This is a genomic window from Pseudomonas sp. PSE1(2024) (genome assembly GCF_050990555.1).
GTDB classification, from domain to species: domain Bacteria; phylum Pseudomonadota; class Gammaproteobacteria; order Pseudomonadales; family Pseudomonadaceae; genus Aquipseudomonas; species Aquipseudomonas aphyarum.
In genome coordinates this window covers 3073897-3094570 of the sequence record NZ_CP158967.1, presented here as the reverse complement: position 1 = coordinate 3094570, position 20674 = coordinate 3073897, and the positions used below count along the sequence as shown (strand labels likewise).

At 62.4% G+C, this 20674-nt stretch carries 14 protein-coding genes; 13 read left to right on the top strand and 1 reads right to left on the bottom strand.

The features are described from left to right. The 4 genes from ABTV87_RS13970 to ABTV87_RS13955 are packed head-to-tail and all read left to right on the top strand — an operon-like array spanning position 1 to position 5800. The gene (locus tag ABTV87_RS13970; protein ID WP_433899790.1) at positions 1-1131 is read left to right on the top strand and encodes an acyl-protein synthase; all 1131 of its coding nucleotides are present in this window, start codon (positions 1-3) and stop codon (positions 1129-1131) included. A 1-nt stretch (position 1132) separates the two neighbouring features. Further along, positions 1133-3583: an aldehyde dehydrogenase family protein gene (locus ABTV87_RS13965; RefSeq protein ID WP_433899789.1), complete on the top strand. Its 2451-nt coding sequence runs from the start codon at positions 1133-1135 to the stop codon at positions 3581-3583. Next, the gene (locus tag ABTV87_RS13960) at positions 3567-4856 is read left to right on the top strand and encodes a phenylacetate--CoA ligase family protein (RefSeq protein WP_433899788.1); all 1290 of its coding nucleotides are present in this window, start codon (positions 3567-3569) and stop codon (positions 4854-4856) included. Before ABTV87_RS13965 ends, ABTV87_RS13960 begins: the two co-directional genes overlap by 17 nt. Further along, positions 4856-5800 (top strand): GNAT family N-acetyltransferase, encoded by a 945-nt coding sequence (locus tag ABTV87_RS13955; RefSeq protein ID WP_433899787.1) that lies wholly within the window; start codon positions 4856-4858, stop codon positions 5798-5800. Before ABTV87_RS13960 ends, ABTV87_RS13955 begins: the two co-directional genes overlap by 1 nt. 40 nt (positions 5801-5840) lie before the next feature. On the opposite strand, the gene ABTV87_RS13950 is transcribed toward ABTV87_RS13955, so the two are convergent. Then, entirely contained in the window at positions 5841-6374 is a 534-nt protein-coding gene (locus ABTV87_RS13950) for a hypothetical protein (protein WP_085604016.1), read from the bottom strand. 382 nt (positions 6375-6756) lie between these two features. Between ABTV87_RS13950 and ABTV87_RS13945 the strand changes: the two genes are divergently transcribed. The 9 genes from ABTV87_RS13945 (at position 6757) to ABTV87_RS13905 (ending at position 20655) form a co-directional block, all read left to right on the top strand. Further along, the gene (locus tag ABTV87_RS13945; protein ID WP_433899786.1) at positions 6757-8748 is read left to right on the top strand and encodes a methyl-accepting chemotaxis protein; all 1992 of its coding nucleotides are present in this window, start codon (positions 6757-6759) and stop codon (positions 8746-8748) included. Positions 8749-8912: 164 nt separating this feature from the next. Further along, on the top strand, positions 8913-9359 hold the full coding sequence (locus ABTV87_RS13940; protein WP_007957572.1) for a DUF411 domain-containing protein: 447 nt from the start codon (positions 8913-8915) through the stop codon (positions 9357-9359). Continuing rightward, a complete protein-coding gene (locus ABTV87_RS13935) occupies positions 9359-9793 on the top strand; it encodes a YqaA family protein (RefSeq protein ID WP_221535778.1) in 435 nt (144 codons plus the stop codon). Before ABTV87_RS13940 ends, ABTV87_RS13935 begins: the two co-directional genes overlap by 1 nt. A gap of 85 nt (positions 9794-9878) precedes the next feature. Continuing rightward, positions 9879-10904: an alpha/beta fold hydrolase gene (locus tag ABTV87_RS13930; RefSeq protein ID WP_007957574.1), complete on the top strand. Its 1026-nt coding sequence runs from the start codon at positions 9879-9881 to the stop codon at positions 10902-10904. Positions 10905-10917: 13 nt separating this feature from the next. Continuing rightward, on the top strand, positions 10918-11871 hold the full coding sequence (locus ABTV87_RS13925; protein ID WP_433899785.1) for a D-2-hydroxyacid dehydrogenase family protein: 954 nt from the start codon (positions 10918-10920) through the stop codon (positions 11869-11871). Positions 11872-12401: 530 nt separating this feature from the next. After that, positions 12402-13988: a glycogen synthase GlgA gene (glgA, locus tag ABTV87_RS13920; RefSeq protein ID WP_433899784.1), complete on the top strand. Its 1587-nt coding sequence runs from the start codon at positions 12402-12404 to the stop codon at positions 13986-13988. A gap of 18 nt (positions 13989-14006) precedes the next feature. Continuing rightward, on the top strand, positions 14007-15809 hold the full coding sequence (gene treZ / locus ABTV87_RS13915) for a malto-oligosyltrehalose trehalohydrolase (protein ID WP_433899783.1): 1803 nt from the start codon (positions 14007-14009) through the stop codon (positions 15807-15809). Beyond that, positions 15806-17884, top strand: a complete 2079-nt coding sequence (gene malQ / locus ABTV87_RS13910) for a 4-alpha-glucanotransferase (RefSeq protein ID WP_433899782.1) — start codon at positions 15806-15808, stop codon at positions 17882-17884. Before treZ ends, malQ begins: the two co-directional genes overlap by 4 nt. Continuing rightward, positions 17881-20655 (top strand): malto-oligosyltrehalose synthase, encoded by a 2775-nt coding sequence (locus ABTV87_RS13905; protein WP_433899781.1) that lies wholly within the window; start codon positions 17881-17883, stop codon positions 20653-20655. Before malQ ends, ABTV87_RS13905 begins: the two co-directional genes overlap by 4 nt. Positions 20656-20674: the final 19 nt, after the last annotated feature.

The following is a 20674-nucleotide window of genomic DNA, read 5'->3' as shown; positions in this document are numbered from 1 at the left end:
ATGAACCACTTCCCCTACAGCGACGCACTCTGTGCGTTGACGCAACCCTATTGCCCGGATTCCGTGCCGGACGGGCTGTTTAACCAGGCCATGGCCGAAATCAGCCGGTTTCACAGCCAGCACACTCCGGGATACGAACACTGGTTGAATGCCAACGGCCTGAACGCAGGTGACCTGGACCATCTAGATGACTGGTCACGCCTTCCGCCGATCTTCGCCAGTTATTTCAAGCGCCAGGCCCTGCTCAGCCCCACCGGGATGGACGCGCTGGAACTCACCTCCTCCGGCACCAGTGGCGAGAAAAGCCGCATGCGTTACGACGAGCGCAGCCTGGGCGCGGCCCAGAACATGGTCGAGCGGATCTTCCAGCACTATGACTGGGACACCCTGCACACGCCGTGCAACTACCTGCTGCTGAGCTATGAACCCGAGGGCAGCATCAGCCTGGGAACATCATTCACCGATCAGTTTCTGTGCGGCTTCGCGCCCGTCAATCGCGTGGCCTACGCACTGCGCCGAACGGGTGGCGGTCATGAATTCGACGGCTTTGGCGTGATCGCAGCCTTGCAGTCCTTCGCCGAAGAAGGTTTGCCGGTACGGATCTTCGGCTTCCCGGCCTTTCTCTGGCAGACCCTGCAACGCATGCAGGCGACCGGGGTGGCTGACCTGCAACTGGCGCAAGGCTCGCTGACGCTGTTTGGCGGCGGCTGGAAAACCCACGCGGCGCAAGAGATTCCCCGCCAGCAACTGTACGAACGCATTCACCGCCAACTGGGCATCGAGATGTCCCGTTGCCGTGACGGCTACGGCGCAGTCGAGCATGCGGTGCCTTATCTCGAATGTGCTCACCACCGTTTCCATGTACCGGTCTATTCGAAGGTTTTCGTGCGCCATCCCGCTGACTTTACGGTTCAGCCTTACGGCCGTCAGGGCTTGCTGAGTTTTGTCTCGCCTTACATTTCTTCGAGCCCCGCGCACGCGGTGGTCATGAGCGATCTCGCCACCCTGCATCCCGGCGCCAGCTGTGGCTGTGGTCTGTCCACCGACTTGTTCGAACTGCATGGCCGCGCGGCCACCACCGCTGGCCGTAGCTGCGCCCTGGCCGCCTCTGAACTGCTGGGGAAGCACTGATATGTACTTGATCAACGGACAGCTTCACGACGACTGCACCCTCGACGGCGCACTGCAACAGCTTTACCTGGATTTGCCGGAACGATTGGCCAAAACACTCGAAACAGCGACCGTGCTGAGCGCAGCAGCCGCTTTCGCCAAACGTCTGCAGGATCCGGACACGGCATTGCCTATCGATCCCGAGCAACGCCAGTCACTGATCGAGTTCTGCCAACCCGCGGCCCTTCGGCGCAAGCTTGAGCGCGAACTCGGCGAGCAGCCGGGCAGCCTGCGTCGCCTCGACTATCGCCAGTCACGCTTTGAACGCTGGAGCCCGCTGGGCCTGGTGGTTCACATCACCCCCGGCAATGCACCGCTGCTGGCTTTCTGTGCGGTGATCGAAGGCCTGCTGGCCGGCAACGTCAACTGGTTGCGCCCCAGCAGCAGCGATCAGGGTCTGACGGCGCAATTGCTTCATGGATTGGCGCAGTGTGATGTGACCGGCCAGATCGCCGGGCATGTCGCCGTCGTTCCGGCCAGCACGGCCCAGATCGGTCAGTTGTGCCAACAGGCCAACGGCGTTTCAGCGTGGGGCGGTGAGTCGGCGCTGCAAGCCATCCGCCAGCAACTGGCACCCGGATGTCGCTGGATCGACTGGGGCCACCGCATCAGCTTCATCTACCTGACACCGGCAACGGTCACGCCAGAAGCCCTGGACAGCGTGGCCGATGAAGTCTGCCGCCTCGATCAGCAGGCCTGCTCCAGCCCGCAATGGCTGCTGGTGGACAGTGACGATGAAAACACTTTGCGCTCAATCGGCGAAGAACTGGCCGAGGCGTTCGAGCGTCGATCCCGGCAATGGCCAGTCCTGCCGCCTTCGATTCAGGAGGCCTCGGAAATCACCACCCGAACGGCGATGGCGCGCCTGGCCCAGAGCTTTGGCGGGGCCAGCGGTCATGTGTGGCAGGCGCCGGACTGGCGGGTGATCTGGACCCACGACCAGCAACTCGGTCCCTCGCCGCTGTTTCGCAGCCTGCTGCTCAAACCGATGTCGCGCGCACGGATCGCCGAGGCGCTGTTGCCCTGGCGAAACGTGTTGCAAAGCGCCGGACTGATGTGTGCCGAACAAGAAATGGCCGAACTGGCTCAAACGCTGATCGCTGCAGGTGTCACACGGGTCACTCCGGTGCAGGCGATTCACGAGGGCTATGAGGGCGAACCCCACGACGGTGTGTATGCCTTGCAGAGATTGAGCCGTCGGGTATCGGTCAGTCTGCCGGCTACAGAGCTTGCGACCCGTGCCACGCTCGACCCTCTGCCGACGCCACCCTGCGTGGCCAATCTGCCGATCATGAGCAAGGACACCTTTGTCACCCTTCCGATCCATTCAACGTCGCGGTTGTATTTCCGCTCCGGCGGCAGCAGCGGCACCCCGGCGTTGGCCGGTTACAGCTACCGCGACTTCGATCGGCAGATGCGTGCCAGCGCCGACGGCTTGTTCGCGGCGGGACTCGACCCGAGCCGCGACCGGGTGATGAACCTGTTCTTCAGCGGCGGGCTGTATGGCGGTTTTTTCAGTTTTTCCAAAGTGCTGGAGCTGCTGGGGGCCACGCACCTGCCGATGGGGGCGCCGGCCGATGACGATTACCGCGAGATCGCGCAGATAATCATCGACCAGCGCGTCACCGTGCTGGTCGGTATGCCAAGCACCCTGCACCGTCTGTTCCTCAATGAGCAGGAACGGCTACGCGAATATGGCGGGATCGAAAAAGTCTTCCTCGGCGGCGAACATCCTGGCAAACAAAGCCTTGCGCTGATGCGCAGCTGCGGCGTCAGGCTGATTCGCTCGGCCATTTACGGCAGTGTCGACGCCGGGCCGCTCGGCCATGCTTGCCCGGCCACCGGCGATGGCGTGTTTCATCTCATGAGCGATATCCAGCATCTGGAGATCGTCGAATTCGAGGCTGATCGACCGGTGATCGATGGTGAAACCGGGCGTCTGGTATTCACCTCCATCGAGCGCGAGGGGCAGGACGTTCAGCGCTACGACGTCGGCGACAGCGGTCGCTGGCTCCCCGGTGCGTGTGACTGCGGGCTGCCCACGCCGCGCTTCGAACTGCTGCAACGCCACGGCAGATTGATGCGCATCGGCACCGACTTCATCTGCCTGTCGCAACTGGCAGAGCATCTGCAGACCGAGTTCCAGCTGATCCTCGAACATGCCCCGGACGGCCTGGAGCGCATGCGCTTTCGCAGCCCACGGCAAGCCGATGATGTACAGCGTCGCCTGCTGACCTATCCGACCCTGGCGACGCTCATCCACACCGGACTGCTGACCGTTGAGGTAGAGGTTTGCGCCAGCGATCGGTTCACCCGCAACAAACACAGCGGCAAGACGCCGCTGCTGATCGACAATCGGGGCGTTGTTCCCTGCGCAGACAGGCAAGGAGCCGAACATGAACACACGATTTGAACTGCAAGAACTGGTGACCTTGGCGCGACGGCATTCCGGCTTTTATGCAAGCCACTTCGCCGACATTCCCCCGCACATCTCATCACTGGAACAACTGCCGGTGATCGACCCCGTGGAATACTGGAAAGGCAGTCATGACCTTGACCATTGGCCTGTCCTGACGGCGCCGCTGAATGACGCACTGGTTTTCAAGACCGGAGGCACCACCAGCGCCGGCAAGTTTTCACTGTTCCGGCGCGAGGAATGGCAGACGCTGGTGACGGACTTCGGTCGCAGTCTCGACGCGCAGCTGAGCGCCGGGGACCGGGTGGCCAACCTGTTCTTTGCGGGTGACCTGTATGCCAGTTTCATCTTCACCCACGATGCGCTGGCGCAGGTTGAAACCGAGATCGTCGAGTTTCCCTTCACCGGCCATATCGACTCGAACCTTCTCGCCGATGCGATCGACCGGCACCGGATCAATGTGCTCGCGGGTATACCGGCCCATCTGCTGAGCTTTGCCGCGTGGCTCGAGCAGAATGGCCGGGCCCTCGAGGGTGTCACCGCCCTGCTCTACGCCGGCGAAAGCCTGTTTGACGCACAGTTGCAACGGCTTGAGCGGGTGTTCCCCAATGCCCGCGTGGCCTCGATCGGCTACGCCAGCGTGGACGCCGGATTCATCGGTGCCAGCCATCGTGACTGCGCTCTTGGCGAACACCGGGCTCCCGAAGGCCACGGTGTGCTGGAAATTCTCGACGAACAGACCGGTGAAGTGATCGAAGAATGCGGTCGGGTCGGGCGCCTGGTCATGACCAACCTCACGCGCCGGTTGATGCCGTTGATCCGCTACCCGGTCGGCGACCGTGCGTGCTGGCGAGAGCCGCCAGGCACGTCGGGGCGCAAGTTCGCGCTGATGGGCCGCTGCGCCGACAGCCAGAGGGTGCGCGTGGGCATTCTGACTCTGCTGCCGCAATCGATTGGCGAGACCGTGCTGCGCATCACCGGCAGCGACGATTGGCAACTGGTCATCGAGCAGGATGACGCCGTGGATATCCTGCGCCTGCACTGGGCGCCGGACGCCCTGACACCGGCAAACGCTGAAGCCGACCAGACGCTGCACAGTGCCTTGATCGAAGATTATCCGTTGATCAGGCAACTGAGCGCCGATCACCTGCTGGTATTGCAGATTCGCTGCTGCAAGGTTCAGGAACTGGCACGCCATCCACGCTCCGGCAAACGGCAACACGTGCTCGATCGGCGCGTCTACAACGGCTCTGGCCAGGGGACCTGCTGATGGACGCGATCACCCTGCGAGGCTACCGCACCAGTGACGCCCCGGCCGTCAGCCACCTGTTCAGAAAGATCTATGGCGACCATTACGCTCAGCCGCATGTTTATCTGCCCCGCATGATCAGCCAGAACTATGCCGACCGCCGCTGGCACTCGTTAGTAGCGGTGGCGAACGGTCAAGTGGCAGGTCACTCCGCGTTGATTCTCGACAAAGGATCATCCCTCGCCGAACTGGCCCTGAGCGTGGTAGATCCGCAGATCCGTGGGCAAAACGTCGCCACGCAAATGGGCCGGCATTTGCTGATCCATGCGCAGGCGCTGGGTTATCAGGGGGTCACGATCAAGCAAATGACCCATCACCCCTACACCCAGAAAATGGCCGCCGGCCTTGGTTTTCACAACACCGGCGTGTTGCCCGATCACGCACCGTCGCCCTTTGGCGGCGCGGTGACGGAATCGCTCGTGCTGGGTTACGCCCCGGGCGATGGTTATCAGCGCCCGTTGCCGGCCTTGACCTGGCCGGATGAATGCCGTGAGTTCATGCAGCAGATGTGCGACGTGTTCGGAACGCGGGTGAACGTGTCGCCCTGGGTCGGCGCACCGGCGCAGCTGGAACAGCGCTGGGGGCGATACGACGGGGTATTCAACGAAGTGGACGACAGTTTGCTCAAGCAGCTGCAACAACTGCCCGACCATTGGCTGATTTCGATCAGGCTCAGGCTGGCGCAGGGTTTCGACAATGCCTGGCGCCGGTTATCGACGATGGGTTTCGTGTTCAGCGGACTGGCGCCCGATGAACGAGGCGCTGGATGGCTGGCGTTGTTTCATCGGGGGTTCCAGCCCAAATCGCTGATATTGCATTGCCCGCAAATGCAGCGACTGCATGACGATATGCAGCGGCAGATCGCCTCGCCCTCTAAACTCCACGCTTGCGGCAATCGCCCATAAACGAAAGAGCCCGCCCCGTTACCTGGGCGGGCTCTGTCTGTCATGCCTTGGCTTTTATACCTTGATCGGTAGGAGGCTTGCGCTCCCCGCCCTGACCATAAGTCTGCAGGTTCTGCAGTACATAAATGGCTTTCTTGTACTCGGGGATCAACGTATTCGCGTACTTGTTGCCCTTGAGATTGTTGTTCTGGATGGTATCCAGCTGCGTTGCGAAGTACTCCAGCGCATTGAACTTGGCATCCGGGTCCTTCTGTATGCCGAAGCGATCAAACTTGTCGCCGGCATTGAGCAGGGTCATGGACGTGATCTCGGAAATCAGGCCCCGGCCACGCAGCATTGCACTGAGACTGCCCAACTGCTTGGCAGAAACATTGGTGGGATCGAAACCCTTGATGTTCTTGTGCAGCCCCTGTTTGTCCATCTCCGCGATGCTGATCGCGTTGGGATCGTTGCCGACCAGGGCCAGCATCTGCTTGACCTTCACGCTTTGAGAAACCGGTTTGCTCGAGCTGCCTGTGTCTCGAACCAGCAAACCCGCCTTGGGTTGCCAGGCACCGGTATATCCGATAGTCATGAGCAAGCTCCTTGCGAGGAAAACATGAAAAATTCCTTGTTGAACCACATTTGAGTTGCCCGGAGTATCGGCCGGCAAACTAATGGCACCAACTCCTTTCTGCACTTTTTTACAATTTTTGTACATTCACGATACAAATCGGCAACAGCCCCGGAAATACGGGACTAGAGCGTTCATGACAAGGTGATGAAAGTGGGTTTATTGCTCTAATGTTCGGGACGGTTAGTTCCCGTGTATCAGGCCAGATACCTTCCTTTGGTCGGGATCGGCTCTTTTAGGACGAAAGTACCTAAAGCTTCCCGAGTACCCGACGATACGTTAGGAAACCCGCGCTGTTTTTCCCCTGCCCACAATAAGAATCCCTGCTCAAGGACCGGTTTCCATGCCCGCATTCCGCACCATTCAGGCTCGCTACACGCTGTTTCTGGTTCTGTTCATTCTGTTGTTGTCGGTGCTGACCGTGGTTGGCATCAGCCAGTTGGTCGCGCCCAAGCTGCGCCATACCGAAGAACAGGTCGTGCTCAACCGCATCGCTGAAGTGGCCGAGCAGATCCAGGGCGAATTGAACAAGGTCCAGGCGCAACAGCGCAGCATCACCCAGACCATTCCGCTGCTCGACAGCGCGGCCATCGACACGGTGTTGCCGGGGCTGGTGGATCAATACGGCGAACTCAAAGTATTCGGCGGCGGCATCTGGCCGCTGCCCGGCCAGCGTGAGGCCGGGCGCAACAAGTTCAGTACGTTCTGGCACCGGGATGCCTCCGGCAAACTGGCGGTGAACACCTTCTGGAACAGCGACGCGGCCCCCAATTATTATGACCAGAGCTGGTACAAGGGCGGCATGCAAACCCCGCGCGGCCAGTGCGCGTGGGCCGCTGCCTATAAAGATGACGCCAGCGCCGAACCGCGCACCAACTGCGCCATGGCCATCCAGAAAAACGGCAGCGCCTGGGGCGTCTCGACCATCGACGTGACCCTGGGCTTCTTCAACGATCTGGTGGCGCGCAAGGAAAAAGACCTCAACGCCGAAATGCTGATTGTCGAGGCCGACGGCAAGATCATCAGCAACAGCTCGCGCATCAGCGGGCCGATCGTGCTGAAGAACATCAGCGAACTGGCCGGCGGCTCGACCTTCGCCAGCCAGGTCAAGGCCGGGCTGCAAAACCGTGAGCAGGCGCAGCGCGTCGAATTCGACAACAACGGGGAAGCCAGCACGTTCTTCATGCGCCCGATCGAAGGCACCCCGTGGTTCCTCGCCACCGCGCTGCCGACCAAAATGCTCACCGCCCAGCGTGACGACGTGCTCAGCAGCCTGAGCCTGTTGCAGATTCCGCTGGTGATCCTGCTGGTGCTGTTGCAGGTCTACGCGATCCGCCAACTGGTCTCGCGCATGAAAGCGCTGAAAGCCAACATCGATTCGCTGTCCAGCGGCGATGCCGACCTGACCCGGCGCATCACCATTCGCGCTGAAGATGAACTCGGTGCCATCGGGCATTCGGTCAACACCTTCATCGCCTACCTGCAGAACATGATCGGCGAGGTCACCCAGGCCACCGGCGCCATGGCTTCGAGCCTCGACAACCTGCAACGCACCTCGGCGCACACCAGCCAGATTCTGCTGCGCCACGCTTCGGAAACCGACCAGACCGTTACCGCGATCAACGAAATGAGCTCGACCGCCGAAAGCGTCGCGCAAAATGCCGCCGAAACCGCCGCTTTCACCCAGCGCGCCAATGAAAACGCCGACCGTTCCCGCATTGTGGTCGGTGAAGCGTCCGGCAGCGTGGTGGCGTTGATCGACGAAGTGGCCAGCGCCACCCACAAAGTCGAAAGCATGCAGCAGGACGCCCAGCGCATCACCGAAATCCTCGGCGTGATCGGCGCCATTGCCGGCCAGACCAACCTGCTGGCGCTCAACGCGGCCATCGAAGCGGCCCGCGCCGGTGAACAGGGTCGCGGTTTTGCCGTGGTAGCGGACGAAGTACGAGCCCTCGCCGCCCGCACCCAGGCCAGCACCTCCGAAATCAACGAAATGTTGACCCGTCTGACCCAGGGCGTGAGCTCGTCGGTCAGCGCCATGGAAAACACCCAGGCCAGCTGCCAGTCGGCCGCCGATGCCACGGCGCGAGTCAACAGTGGCCTCGACGAGATGGCCGGTTCGGTCAGCCACATCAACAGCCTCAGCACCCAGATCGCCACCGCCGCCGAGCAACAAAGCGCGGTCACCGAAGAGATCAACCGCAGCATGGTGCAGATCCGCCACATGGTTGATGAGCTGGTGGAAAGCGGCCAGGCCAGCGAACTCAACACCTGCCAGTTGCTGGAAGCCAATAGCAGGGTGAGCGCGATCATGGGGCGCTTCAAGGTTCGCTGACCGTTTTGTCATCTTGCGCTCAGTGGCCTGTCAGCTTTGATCTACGATCATGTTGGCAGGCCTGCCTCGTATCACTTGGAAACACTCCGTTGATGCCCGGCAGGAAAAACCGGTCAAAATGCCTTTCTTTTTTGACCGTTCCTCCTTCGAGCCGAGAGCCCTCCATGCGAAACCACCTGCGTCTGGCTGCCCTGAGCGCCCTGTTCATTTCCTCCCTGGCGCAAGCCGCCGACCTTATCCCGATCGAAGTCCACCGCGACGCCAACTGCGGCTGTTGCAAAAAGTGGATCAGCCACCTGGAAGCCAATGGCTTCAAGGTCGAAGACCACGTCGAGTCCGACATGAGCAGCTTCAAGCAGCAACACGGTGTACCGCCACGTCTGGCGTCCTGCCACACCGCAATCATCAACGGCAAATTCGTCGAAGGCCACGTCCCGGCGGAACAGGTGCTGGCCCTGAGCAAGCGTGACGACCTGCTGGGCGTTGCCGCACCGGGCATGCCAATGGGCTCGCCGGGCATGGAAATGGACGGCATGAGCGATGCGTATCAAGTGATCGGCCTCAAGAAAGACGGCGCCGATGTGGTGGTGGCGGATTACCCGGCCCATTGATGACGGCGGGTTATCTCGGGCTGTTCCTGGCCGCGTTTGGCGCAGCGACACTCTTGCCACTGCAATCGGAAGCCGTGCTGGTCGGGCTGCTGGTCAGCGATCGTTACTGGCTGTGGGGGCTGCTGGCGGTGGCGACGCTGGGCAATGTCCTGGGTTCGCTGGTGAACTGGTGGCTGGGGCGCGGGCTGGAACGGTTTCAGGACCGGCGCTGGTTTCCGGTCAGCCCGAAGCATATGGAGCGTGCCCGCGTTCACTATCAGCGTTATGGTCACTGGTCGCTGCTACTTAGCTGGTTGCCGGTGATCGGCGACCCGCTGACGTTGATCGCCGGGGTCATGCGTGAACCCCTCGGGCGCTTTCTGTTGATCGTCACCCTCGCCAAAGGCGCCCGCTACGGGGTGCTGGCGATGCTCACCCTAGGCTGGCTCGGTTGAACGATCCGGCCCGGGGATTGCCTGTGTTTAACGTCGCCCTAATCCGGCCGTTCCAGCATCGGCCGATTTCTTGTGGAGTTGTCCTATGTCTGTGTCGCTGACCCGCTGGCTGCCCGGCTTGCTGCTAACCGCCGCCCTGCCCCTGCTTGCTCACGCCGAAGGCCCGCAATACGGCCCGGAGCTGCAAGGTTTCGATTATCCCTACACCCTCAAGCACTTTGCCTTTCAGTCCCAGGGCAAGTCGCTGCAGATGGGTTACATGGACGTCGCCGCCCACGGCAAGGCCAACGGACGCACCGTGGTGCTGATGCACGGCAAGAATTTTTGCGGCGCGACCTGGGACAGTTCGATCAAGGCCCTGAGCGAGGCCGGTTACCGGGTGGTCGCCCCGGATCAGATCGGTTTCTGCACCTCCAGCAAACCCGATCACTACCAGTACACCTTCCAGCAACTGGCGGCCAACACCCAGCAACTGCTCAAGACGCTGGGCATCCAGAAAGCCACTCTGCTCGGCCACTCCACCGGCGGCATGCTCGCCACCCGTTACGCGCTGCAATACCCGGATCAGGTCGAGCAACTGGCGCTGGTCAATCCGATCGGCCTGGAAGACTGGAAAGCCCTCGGCGTGCCGTATCGCAGCGTCGATCAGTGGTATCAGCGCGAACTGAAAGTCACCGCCCAGGGCATTCGCGACTATGAACGCACAACCTATTACGACGGCCGCTGGAAACCCGAATTCGACCGTTGGGTGGACATGCTCGCGGGCCTGAGCAACGGCCCGGGCAAGACTCAGGTCGCATGGAACTCGGCGCTGATCTACGACATGATCTTCACCCAGCCGGTGTACTACGAGTTCAAAGACCTGAAGATGCCGACCCTGCTGCTGATCGGCACTTCCGACACCACGGCCATCGGCAAGGACATTGCGCCGCCGGAAGTGAAGGCGAAAATCGGTCACTACGAGGTGCTGGGCAAGCAGGTCGCGAAACTGATTCCTCAGTCCACGCTGGTGGAATTCCCCGGCATGGGCCACGCCCCGCAGATGGAAGAGCCGGCGAAGTTTCACGAGGCACTGCTGGGCTGGCTGGACAAAACCAATCCCGTTCGTTGAAGAGGTAACGCTGATGGCGGTGCAGATTGCGGTGATCGATGACTGGCAGGACGTCGCGCGGGGCGTAGTTGACTGGTCGGTGCTCGACAGTCTCGGCGAAGTCACCTTCGTCCATGAGTACCCGGCGGACAACGCCACGCTGGCCGAACGTCTGGGCCAGTTCGAAGTGATCTGCGTGATGCGCGAACGCACGCGCTTCGATGAAGACCTGCTCAAACGCTTACCGAACCTGAAGCTGCTTGTCACCGGCGGCATGCGCAACGCGGCGCTGGACATGCCGGCCGCCGCCCGCCTCGGGATCAAGGTCTGCGGCACCGACAGCTACAAACACGCGGCGCCGGAACTGACCTGGGCGCTGATCATGGCCGCCACCCGCAATCTGCTGAACGAGGCCAACGCCCTGCGCGCCGGCCAGTGGCAGCAAGGCCTGGGCGGCGACCTGCACGGCAAGACCCTCGGCATTCTCGGCCTCGGCAGCATTGGCCAGCGGGTGGCGCAGTTCGGTCAGGTGTTCGGCATGCGCGTGATCGCGTGGAGCGAAAACCTCACCGCCGAGCGCGCCGAACAGGTCGGCGTCACTTATGTCAGCAAGCAGCAATTGTTCGAACAGGCTGACGTGTTGTCGGTGCATCTGGTGCTCAGCGACCGCAGCCGGGGGCTGGTCGATGCCCAGACCCTGGACTGGATGAAGCCGACCGCGCTGCTGGTCAACACCGCGCGCGGACCGATTGTCGACGAAGCGGCGCTGATCAAAGCCTTGCAGAAACAGCGCCTCGGCGGTGCGGCCCTCGACGTGTTCGATCAGGAACCGCTGCCTGCGCTGCACCCGTTTCGCACCCTCGACAACGTGCTGGCCACGCCGCATGTCGGCTACGTCAGCCGCCAGAACTATGAGCTGTTCTTTTCGCAGATGATCGAAGACATTCAAGCCTGGTCAGCCGGGGAACCGATCCGCCTGCTCAACTGAAACTCCTCGCCTTCGCGGGCAATCCCTGCCCGCGAAGCAGCACCCGCTGTTCGCCCGCCAACACAACTGTCCGCACCGCAACAGTGCGCCCGCACTTTCCCGGCGCCCGAAATCGTGACCGGCCGGTCACCATTTTGCATCATCGACCCCGCCAAACATGCACTTCGTCGGGGCGCCCCCTCTCCCGAAGCCACGGATTTCGTGAGCCCGCAACAGATTGTCGAACAATTCATCCGATTGGCCTGGCCCGCTCTAGGATCTGGCCTAGACTGGTTTTCGCGGGGTAAAACCGGCCGGTCATAAAGTCAAAAATTCGTCGAAACTTTTGCTGATCGCGGCGGGTCATCTGATAGGCAGGGCCAAAGTGACTGGTTCAAGTCTTGCAATGGCCCTCTCACCCATTCTGCTTGCACGTGTTGGGTAGCGTTTGCTCACCGATGCGTGGCGCGTTTGCGCCCGGCCACAGGACCTGGCCATGGACATCGCTTGTTCAAGACAAGAATCAGATCAAAAAAAGACGGGAGATTCATATGATCAGTGCGGCATTGGATATTCAGGGAGAACGTGCTCATCAGCCGATGGGTGAATCGAGCACCATAAGCATTCCCGGCAGCCGGTCGATCAACGTCCCGAGCACCAAGACGCTGACCCCGGTGGCCAGCCAGAACCCGAACAAGAAAAAAGTGCTGTTCGTGACCTCGGAAATCGCCGATCTGGTGAAGACCGGCGGTCTGGGAGACGTTTCTGCCGCCCTGCCCCGCGCCATGGCGCACCTGCATGACGTCCGGGTGTTGATCCCCGGCTACCCGCAAGTGATGAACAGCGAGAATCCGATCCACATCATCGGCGAACTGGGCGGCCACGCCGCGCTGCCGCCCTGCAAGATCGGGCGCATGGACATGCCTGACGGTCTGGTCATCTATGTGTTGATCTGCCCTGAACTCTACGCTCGCGACGGCGGCCCGTATGGCGCCAACAACGGTCGCGACTGGCCGGACAACCACATCCGCTTCGCCCGTCTGGGCCTGGCCGCTGCCGATATCGCCGCCAACCTCGCACAAATCCACTGGTGCCCGGATCTGGTGCACGCCCACGACTGGCCGGCCGGGCTGGCGCCTGCTTATATGCACTGGCGCGGGCAACGCACGCCGACCTTGTTCACCATTCACAACCTCGCCTATCAAGGCGTGACCAGCCTGGGCTCGTGCCCGGAACTCGGGATTCCCGCCCATGCCCTGCAACAGGAAGGCATGGAGTTCTACGGCAAGATGTCGTTCCTCAAGGCCGGCATGGCCTATTCGAGCCACATCACCACGGTCAGCGCCACCTACGCGCAGGAAATCACCACTCCGGATTTCGGCTGCGGTCTGGACGGTTTTCTCGCCGCCAAGACCCAGCAAGGTTTGCTCAGCGGCATTCCCAACGGCATTGATGAGAGCTGGGACGCTGCCACCGACCCGCATCTGTTCGCGCCATTTGCCATCGGCGACTGGGAAGGCAAGGCCATCAACGCCGCCCACGTGCGCGAACTGTTCGGCCTGAACGAGTCCGAAGGTCCTCTGTTTGCAGTGGTCTCGCGTCTGGTCTATCAAAAAGGCCTCGACCTGACCGAAGCGGTATCGGAATACATCGTCCAGAACGGTGGCCAGATCGCGATCATCGGCCGTGGCGAACCGGAAGAAGAACAGGCCATGCGCGAGCTGGCGCTGCGCTTCCCCGGGCAGATCGGCGTGCGCATCGGCTTCAATGAAACCGACGCCCGACGCATGTTTGCCGGCAGCGATTTCCTGCTGATGCCATCGCGGTATGAACCCTGCGGTCTGAGCCAGATGTACGCCCAGCGTTTCGGTTCGTTGCCGGTGGCACGCAACACTGGCGGGCTGGCCGACACCATTGAAAACGGCGTCACCGGTTTCCTGTTCAACGAATCGACCGCGGACAGCTACCGCGAAGCCCTGAGCCGCGCGTTCAAGGTGTTTGCGTTCCCGGACCTGCTGCACGCAATGCGTTGCCGGGCGATGGCCGCGCCGTTCAACTGGTGCAAGGCGGTCGAACCCTACGCCGAACTCTACGAACAACTGGTGGCCAAGGCGCTGGGTAAAACGCACCACAAATAACCAGGGAGGTTTTCAACGATGCCGTCACGGACACCTGAAAGCTGGCCCCACGGCGCGATCATGCTGGATGCCGACCACACGCAATTCGCGTTGTGGGCGCCGGATGCGTTTTTCGTCAGCGTCGAGCTGGGCAACGGCCAGTCCCTGCCCATGCTGCCCCAGGGCGATGGCTGGTTTGTCATCAAGACCCGCTGCCCCGCCGGCAGCCGCTACCGTTTCAATATCGACGGCGAACTGGAGGTGCCCGACCCGGCCTCCAGAGCGCAGGACGGTGACCTCGACCGCCACAGTGTGGTGGTCGATCCGCACCTCTATTCCTGGCGCAACACCACCTGGCAAGGTCGGCCGTGGAACGAAGCGGTGATCTACGAATTGCATGTCGGTGCGCTCGGCGGGTTCGCCGAAGTCGAGCAGCATCTGGCGCGTCTGGCCGGGCTGGGCGTCACCGCCATCGAACTGATGCCGATCGCGCAGTTTCCCGGCGATCGCAACTGGGGCTACGACGGCGTGCTGCATTACGCACCGCAGGCCAGTTACGGCACGCCGGAACAACTCAAACACCTTATCGACAGCGCCCACGGTTATGGCCTGGCAGTGATTCTCGACGTGGTCTACAACCACTTCGGCCCCGACGGCAATTACCTGCACCGCTACGCCAAGGGCTTTTTCCGCGAAGACAAACACACGCCGTGGGGCGCGGCTATCGACTTTCGTCGTCGCGAAGTGCGGGACTTCTTCGTCGAAAACGCCTTGATGTGGCTGCTGGAATACCGTTTCGACGGCCTGCGACTGGACGCGGTGCATGCCATACAAAGCCCGGACTTTCTGCCTGAACTCGCACATCGCATACGTCAGCAGATCGACCCCGCCCGCCATGTGTGGCTGACCATCGAGAACGAACTCAACCAGTCGAGCCTGTTGGAGGAAAACTATGACGCGCAGTGGAACGACGACGGCCATAACGCCCTGCACGTGTTGCTGACCGGTGAAACTGACGCCTATTACGCGGACTATGCACTGCAACCCACCGAGCAATTGGCCCGCTGCCTGAGCCAGGGTTTCGTGTTTCAGGGGCATATCACCCGCCACGGCGAACCCCGCGGCGAGCCAAGCGAGCATCTGCCCTCCACGGCGTTCGTGCTGTTCCTGCAGAACCATGACCAGATCGGCAACCGCGCCTTCGGCGAGCGCCTGCATCAATTGGCCGACCCGCGCGCGGTGGAGGCTGCGACAGCGCTGTTGTTGCTGTCGCCGATGATTCCCCTGATGTTCATGGGCGACGAATACGCCGCCGAACAGCCGTTCCTGTTCTTCACCAGCCACCATGGCGAACTGGCGAAACTGGTGCGCGAAGGCCGGCGCAACGAGTTTGCCGCTTTCAGTGCTTTCTCCGATCCGCACAAGCGCGAGCAGATTCCCGATCCGAACGCCGAGCAAACGTTTCACGCCTCACAACCGCGGCTGGTCGGCAGCGGCACAGCTCGGCAACGGGAGACGTTGGCGCTGTACCGCCAACTGCTGCAATTGCGCCATCAATACATCATTCCCAACCTGTCCGGAACGCAGGCACTCGGCGCCCAGGTGCTGGGGCCCGGGGCGGTCAGCGCGCGCTGGCGGCTGGGCGATGGCAGCGAGCTGCGAATCGACCTGAACCTCAGCGATACGCCAGTGGTCAACCTTCCACAGGCTGATTCGGTGTGGCTGTTTCGTCAGCCATCCGACGCTGGCCTGTCGGATGAGGGGCAACTGCCCCCGTATTGCGCGCTCGTCAGCCTCACGGCCGCAACCCCTTTGCCACCCCTGGATGGAGAGCGCCTATGAGCGATGCGCAACTGGAAATTCTCGCCAGCCGAGCCGGCCTTGCCGTCGACTGGATTGACGCCAACGGCCGACCGCAAAAAGTCGCCCCGGCGGTGCTGCGCAATGTTCTGACCGGCCTCGGTCACCCGGCCGGAACGGCCCAGGAAATCGACGCCAGCCTGCTCGAACTGCAACAGGTGCAGGAAAATCGCCATCTGCCACCGCTGCTCACTGCCGACGCCGGCGTGGGCGTGGACCTGGCCCGTTATTTCGAACCCGAAACCCCTTGCGAGATTCACCTTGAAGACGGCTCGCGCCTGAACCTGAAGCTGGATGCCGAGGCCGTGTTGCCCGGCGAGATTCCGGTCGGCTATCAGCAAGTGCACATCGCCGACCAGCAATTCACCCTGGCCGTAGCACCGGAACGCTGCTTCAGCGTGGGTGACGCGGTGGACAGCCCGATACCTCGCGCGTGGGGCCTGAGCGTGCAGCTGTATGGCCTGCGCCGCCCCGGCGATGGCGGTTTCGGCGACACCCAGGCCCTGGAAGAACTGGCCCGGGTGGCCGGCGAGCGCGGTGCCGATGCCTTGGCGATCAGCCCGCTGCACGCGATGTTCAGCGCCGACACCGGGCGCTACAGCCCTTACTCGCCGTCCAGTCGGCTGTTTCTCAATGCGCTGTACGCCGCACCCGGCGCGATACTCGGCGAGCGCGCGCTGCGCGATGCGATTGAGGCGGCCGGCCTGACCGATCAGTTCGAGCAACTGGAAAACCTGAAACTGATCGACTGGCCGAAAGCCGCCGAGGCCAAACTGAAACTGCTGCAAGCCCTGTACGACGGCTTCATCAGCGGCGAGCACCCGTTACATGCGGATTTCTCCAACTTCCGCGATGCCGGCGGCGAAGCGCTGGAAAACCACTGCCGCTTCGAAGCCATTCAGGAAATGCGCGCCGCCAGTGGCGAAAACCTCGATTGGCGCCAATGGCCGGAACACTGGCATGACCCGCGCGGCGCCGCCCTTGGCGCGTTTGCCGAAGAATACGCCGAGCGCATCAGCTACTTCGCGTTCTGCCAGTGGTTGATCCACCGCTGCCTCGAACGCGCCCAGACCGCCGCCCGCAGCGCCGGCATGGGCATCGGCCTGATTGCGGACCTGGCCGTGGGTGCGGACGGTGCCGGCAGTCAGGCCTGGAGCTTTCAGGATGAATTGCTCGCCTCGCTGACCGTCGGCGCACCGCCGGACATCCTCAATCGCTCGGGCCAGGGCTGGGGCATTTCCGCGTTTTCCCCGGAAGGTCTGGTGCGCAACGGTTTTCGCGCGTTCATCGACATGCTGCGCGCCAACTTCGCCCACGCCGGCGGGTTGCGTATCGACCATGTCATGGGCCTGCAACGGTTGTGGGTGATCCCCAACGGCGCGGTCCCGGCGGACGGCGCCTACCTGTATTACCCAGTGGATGACCTGCTGCGTCTGCTGACCCTCGAATCCCATCGCCATCAAGCGATCGTGCTCGGCGAAGACCTCGGCACCGTGCCCGATGGTCTGCGGGAAAAACTCGTCGCCCGGGCCATGCTCGGCATGCGCGTGTTGTTGTTTGAACAGGACAACACCCATTTCAAGCCGATCCTCGACTGGCCGGACAACGCCCTCGCCACCACCAGCACCCACGATCTGCCGACCCTCAACGGCTGGTGGCATGGCCGCGACATCGACTGGAACGCGCGGCTCGGGCTGATCGACGCCAATGGCGAAATCGACTGGCGCCGTTACCGCGAACGCGAGCGTGAAGGCCTGCGCGGTGCCCTGAGCCAGGACCCGCAAAACTTTCGCGAGGAATCTCACGAAGCCGATCAGGTGGTCGACGCCGCTGTACGTTTCCTCGGCCACACCCGGGCGCCGCTGGTGCTGTTGCCACTGGAAGATGCGCTGGGGCTCGACGAACAGGCCAACCTGCCCGGCACCATCGACACCCACCCAAACTGGTCGCGTCGCTTGCCGGGCACCAGTGAAGCGCTGCTCGACGGCGTTGACGCCGCACGACGCCTGGAACTGCTGGCTTGCGCGCGTCTTCAGGCAGCCGAGCGTGACCGATGAGTGCACTGCCTATCCAGACACTGCGCGCCACGGTCCGCCTGCAATTTCATCGCGGTTTTACCCTTGATCAGGCGGTGCCACTGGTGCCGTATTTCGCCCGACTCGGCATCAGCCACATTTATGCCTCGCCGCTGCTCGCCGCCCGCGCGGGCTCGATGCATGGCTACGACGTGGTCGACCCGACCCGGGTGAATCCGGAACTCGGCGGCGAGCCGGCATTGCGCCGTCTGGTCGCCAGCCTGCGCGAACACGGCATGGGGCTGATCCTCGACATCGTCTCCAATCACATGGCAGTCGGTGGCGGCGACAACCCGTGGTGGCTCGACCTGCTGGAATGGGGACGGCTCAGCCCCTACGGCGAATTCTTCGACATTCAGTGGCACTCGCCCGACCCGTTGATGGAAGGCCAGTTGCTGCTGCCATTTCTCGGCAGCGATTACGGCGTCGCGCTACAGGACGCGACCCTGCCGCTGGTGTTCAACGCAGAGAGCGGCACCTTTCATGTCGAGCATTACGAACATTACTTTCCGATCTGCCCCGGCGATTACGGTGAACTGCTCAAATCCGATGACGCCCCGAATGAAGCGCTCAAGGCCCTCGCCGACCGCTTCAGCGCGCTCAGTTACCAGACCGACGCCCGCTCGCTGGCCCTCCCGCTCAAGGAAGAACTTCAGCAACTGGCCAGCGACCCGCAAATCCTCCAGGCCATCCAGCGCAACCTGACCCACTACGATTCGAAGACCGGAGAAGGTTTTCAGCGCCTGCATCAATTGCTGGAGCGGCAAAGCTATCGCCTGGCGAGCTGGCGCACGGCGGCGGATGACATCAACTGGCGGCGCTTCTTCGACATCAACGAACTCGGCGGTTTGCGCGTCGAACGCCCGGCGGTGTTCGAGGCCACCCACGGCAAGATCTTCCAGTTGATCGGCGAAGGCTTGATCGACGGCCTGCGCATCGACCACATCGACGGCCTCGCCGACCCGCGCAGTTACTGCCGCAAACTGCGCCGCCGCCTCGACCACCTGGCACCGGGCCGACACTTGCCGATCTACGTCGAGAAGATCCTCGGCGACGGCGAAACCCTGCCCACCGACTGGTCCGTGGACGGCAGCACCGGTTATGAATTCATGAACCAGCTGTCGCTGCTGCAACACGATCCGGACGGCGAACATGTGCTTGGCGATCTGTGGAAACGCCGCACCGAGCGTCCCTCTGCGTTTATCGAAGAAGCGCAGCTGGCGCGCCAGCAGATCCTCAACGGCTCGCTGGCCAGCGATTGCGAAAGCGTCGCCCAGGCCCTGCTGCAAGTGGCGCGTGATGACCTGATGACCCGAGACCTCACGCTCGGCTCGATTCGTCGGGTGTTGCAGGCGCTGATCGTGCACTTCCCGGTCTATCGCACCTACATCACCCCGATGGGCCGCTCGGCGCGGGACGAGGTGTTTTTCCAGCAGGCCATGGACGGTGCGCGGCAGACATTGAGCGAAGCCGATTGGCCGGTGCTCGACTCTGTAGCCGGTTGGCTTGGCGGCCAGCCGTGGCGACGCAAGCCCCGTGGCCGTTCGCGCAAGATTCTGAAGCATGCCTGCGTGCGCTTTCAGCAACTCACTTCACCGGCCGCCGCCAAAGCGGTGGAAGACACCGCGCTGTATCGCTCGGCGGTGCTGCTGTCGCGCAATGACGTCGGCTACAACACCGAGCAGTTCAGCGCGCCGGTCAGCGACTTTCACGCGGTGAACCAGCAACGTCTGGCGAGCTTCCCGGACAACCTGCTGGCCACCGCCACCCACGACCACAAACGCGGCGAAGACACCCGCGCGCGGCTGGCCGTGCTCAGCGAACGCAGCCACTGGTACGCCGAACAGATCGAACTGTGGCGCGCCCTCGCCCGGCCGCTGCGTCATGACGATCAGCTGCCGTCGTCGGCGGACGAATTGATCCTCTATCAGGCGCTGCTCGGCAGTTGGCCGCTGGACCTGCGCGACGACGATCAGGCCGGTTTCGCCGACTACGCCAAACGAATCTGGCAGTGGCAGCAGAAAGCCCTGCGCGAAGCCAAGCTGCAAAGCAGCTGGAGCGCGCCGAACGAGGCTTACGAAAACGCAGCTCAAGCGTTTACCGAACAATTGCTGCTGGCCCCCGAAGGCGAACTGCTGCGCGGGGCGCTGGCCAAGACCGTCAACAGCATCGCTGCGGCCGGCGCCCTCAACGGTCTGGCGCAAACCTTGCTGCGCATGACGGTGCCGGGGATACCGGATCTGTACCAAGGCAACGAGTATTGGGATTTCAGTCTGGTCGATCCGGACAACCGCCGGCCGGTGGACTACGGTCTGCGCGAACAGACCCTGACGGCGACGCCCGCAGAGGAACTGTTGTCCGGTTGGCGAGACGGGCGAATCAAGCAGGCCTTGATCGCCCAGGTGCTGCAGTTGCGCACCGAACACAGCGAATTGTTCCGCCGCGGTTCGTACCAGGCCCTCGAGGTGCTGGGCAGCCAGGCGCACAACGTGCTCGCGTTTGCCCGCGAGCATGGGGAGCAACGGGTCATCGTGATCGTGCCGATCCGTTGCGCAACACTGCTGGAAAACAGTGCCCTACCCATGGTCGATGCGCTGCGCTGGGGCGATACGCGGGTGGTTTTACCGTTCGACGCCTCTGACGAAAATCTGAAGGGACTTTTTTCGAGCACCGCAGTCACAAAAAACAGGGAGCTGCAGGTCAGCACCGCGCTGGGGGATTTCCCGGTCAATCTGCTTATCCAACACGTCTAGCAGCATGAGTTCAGTTCAG

What these genes read in the sequence shown, in the direction of transcription:
- ABTV87_RS13945 (WP_433899786.1), top strand. Translation starts at nt 6,757, where the DNA reads ATGCCCGCATTCCGCACCATTCAGGCTCGCTACACGCTGTTTCTGGTT.
- glgA (WP_433899784.1), top strand. Translation starts at nt 12,402, where the DNA reads ATGATCAGTGCGGCATTGGATATTCAGGGAGAACGTGCTCATCAGCCG.
- ABTV87_RS13955 (WP_433899787.1), top strand. Translation starts at nt 4,856, where the DNA reads ATGGACGCGATCACCCTGCGAGGCTACCGCACCAGTGACGCCCCGGCC.
- ABTV87_RS13940 (WP_007957572.1), top strand. Translation starts at nt 8,913, where the DNA reads ATGCGAAACCACCTGCGTCTGGCTGCCCTGAGCGCCCTGTTCATTTCC.
- ABTV87_RS13935 (WP_221535778.1), top strand. Translation starts at nt 9,359, where the DNA reads ATGACGGCGGGTTATCTCGGGCTGTTCCTGGCCGCGTTTGGCGCAGCG.
- ABTV87_RS13960 (WP_433899788.1), top strand. Translation starts at nt 3,567, where the DNA reads ATGAACACACGATTTGAACTGCAAGAACTGGTGACCTTGGCGCGACGG.
- ABTV87_RS13930 (WP_007957574.1), top strand. Translation starts at nt 9,879, where the DNA reads ATGTCTGTGTCGCTGACCCGCTGGCTGCCCGGCTTGCTGCTAACCGCC.
- ABTV87_RS13905 (WP_433899781.1), top strand. Translation starts at nt 17,881, where the DNA reads ATGAGTGCACTGCCTATCCAGACACTGCGCGCCACGGTCCGCCTGCAA.
- ABTV87_RS13965 (WP_433899789.1), top strand. Translation starts at nt 1,133, where the DNA reads ATGTACTTGATCAACGGACAGCTTCACGACGACTGCACCCTCGACGGC.
- treZ (WP_433899783.1), top strand. Translation starts at nt 14,007, where the DNA reads ATGCCGTCACGGACACCTGAAAGCTGGCCCCACGGCGCGATCATGCTG.
- malQ (WP_433899782.1), top strand. Translation starts at nt 15,806, where the DNA reads ATGAGCGATGCGCAACTGGAAATTCTCGCCAGCCGAGCCGGCCTTGCC.
- ABTV87_RS13970 (WP_433899790.1), top strand. Translation starts at nt 1, where the DNA reads ATGAACCACTTCCCCTACAGCGACGCACTCTGTGCGTTGACGCAACCC.
- ABTV87_RS13925 (WP_433899785.1), top strand. Translation starts at nt 10,918, where the DNA reads ATGGCGGTGCAGATTGCGGTGATCGATGACTGGCAGGACGTCGCGCGG.
- ABTV87_RS13950 (WP_085604016.1), bottom strand. Translation starts at nt 6,374, where the DNA reads ATGACTATCGGATATACCGGTGCCTGGCAACCCAAGGCGGGTTTGCTG.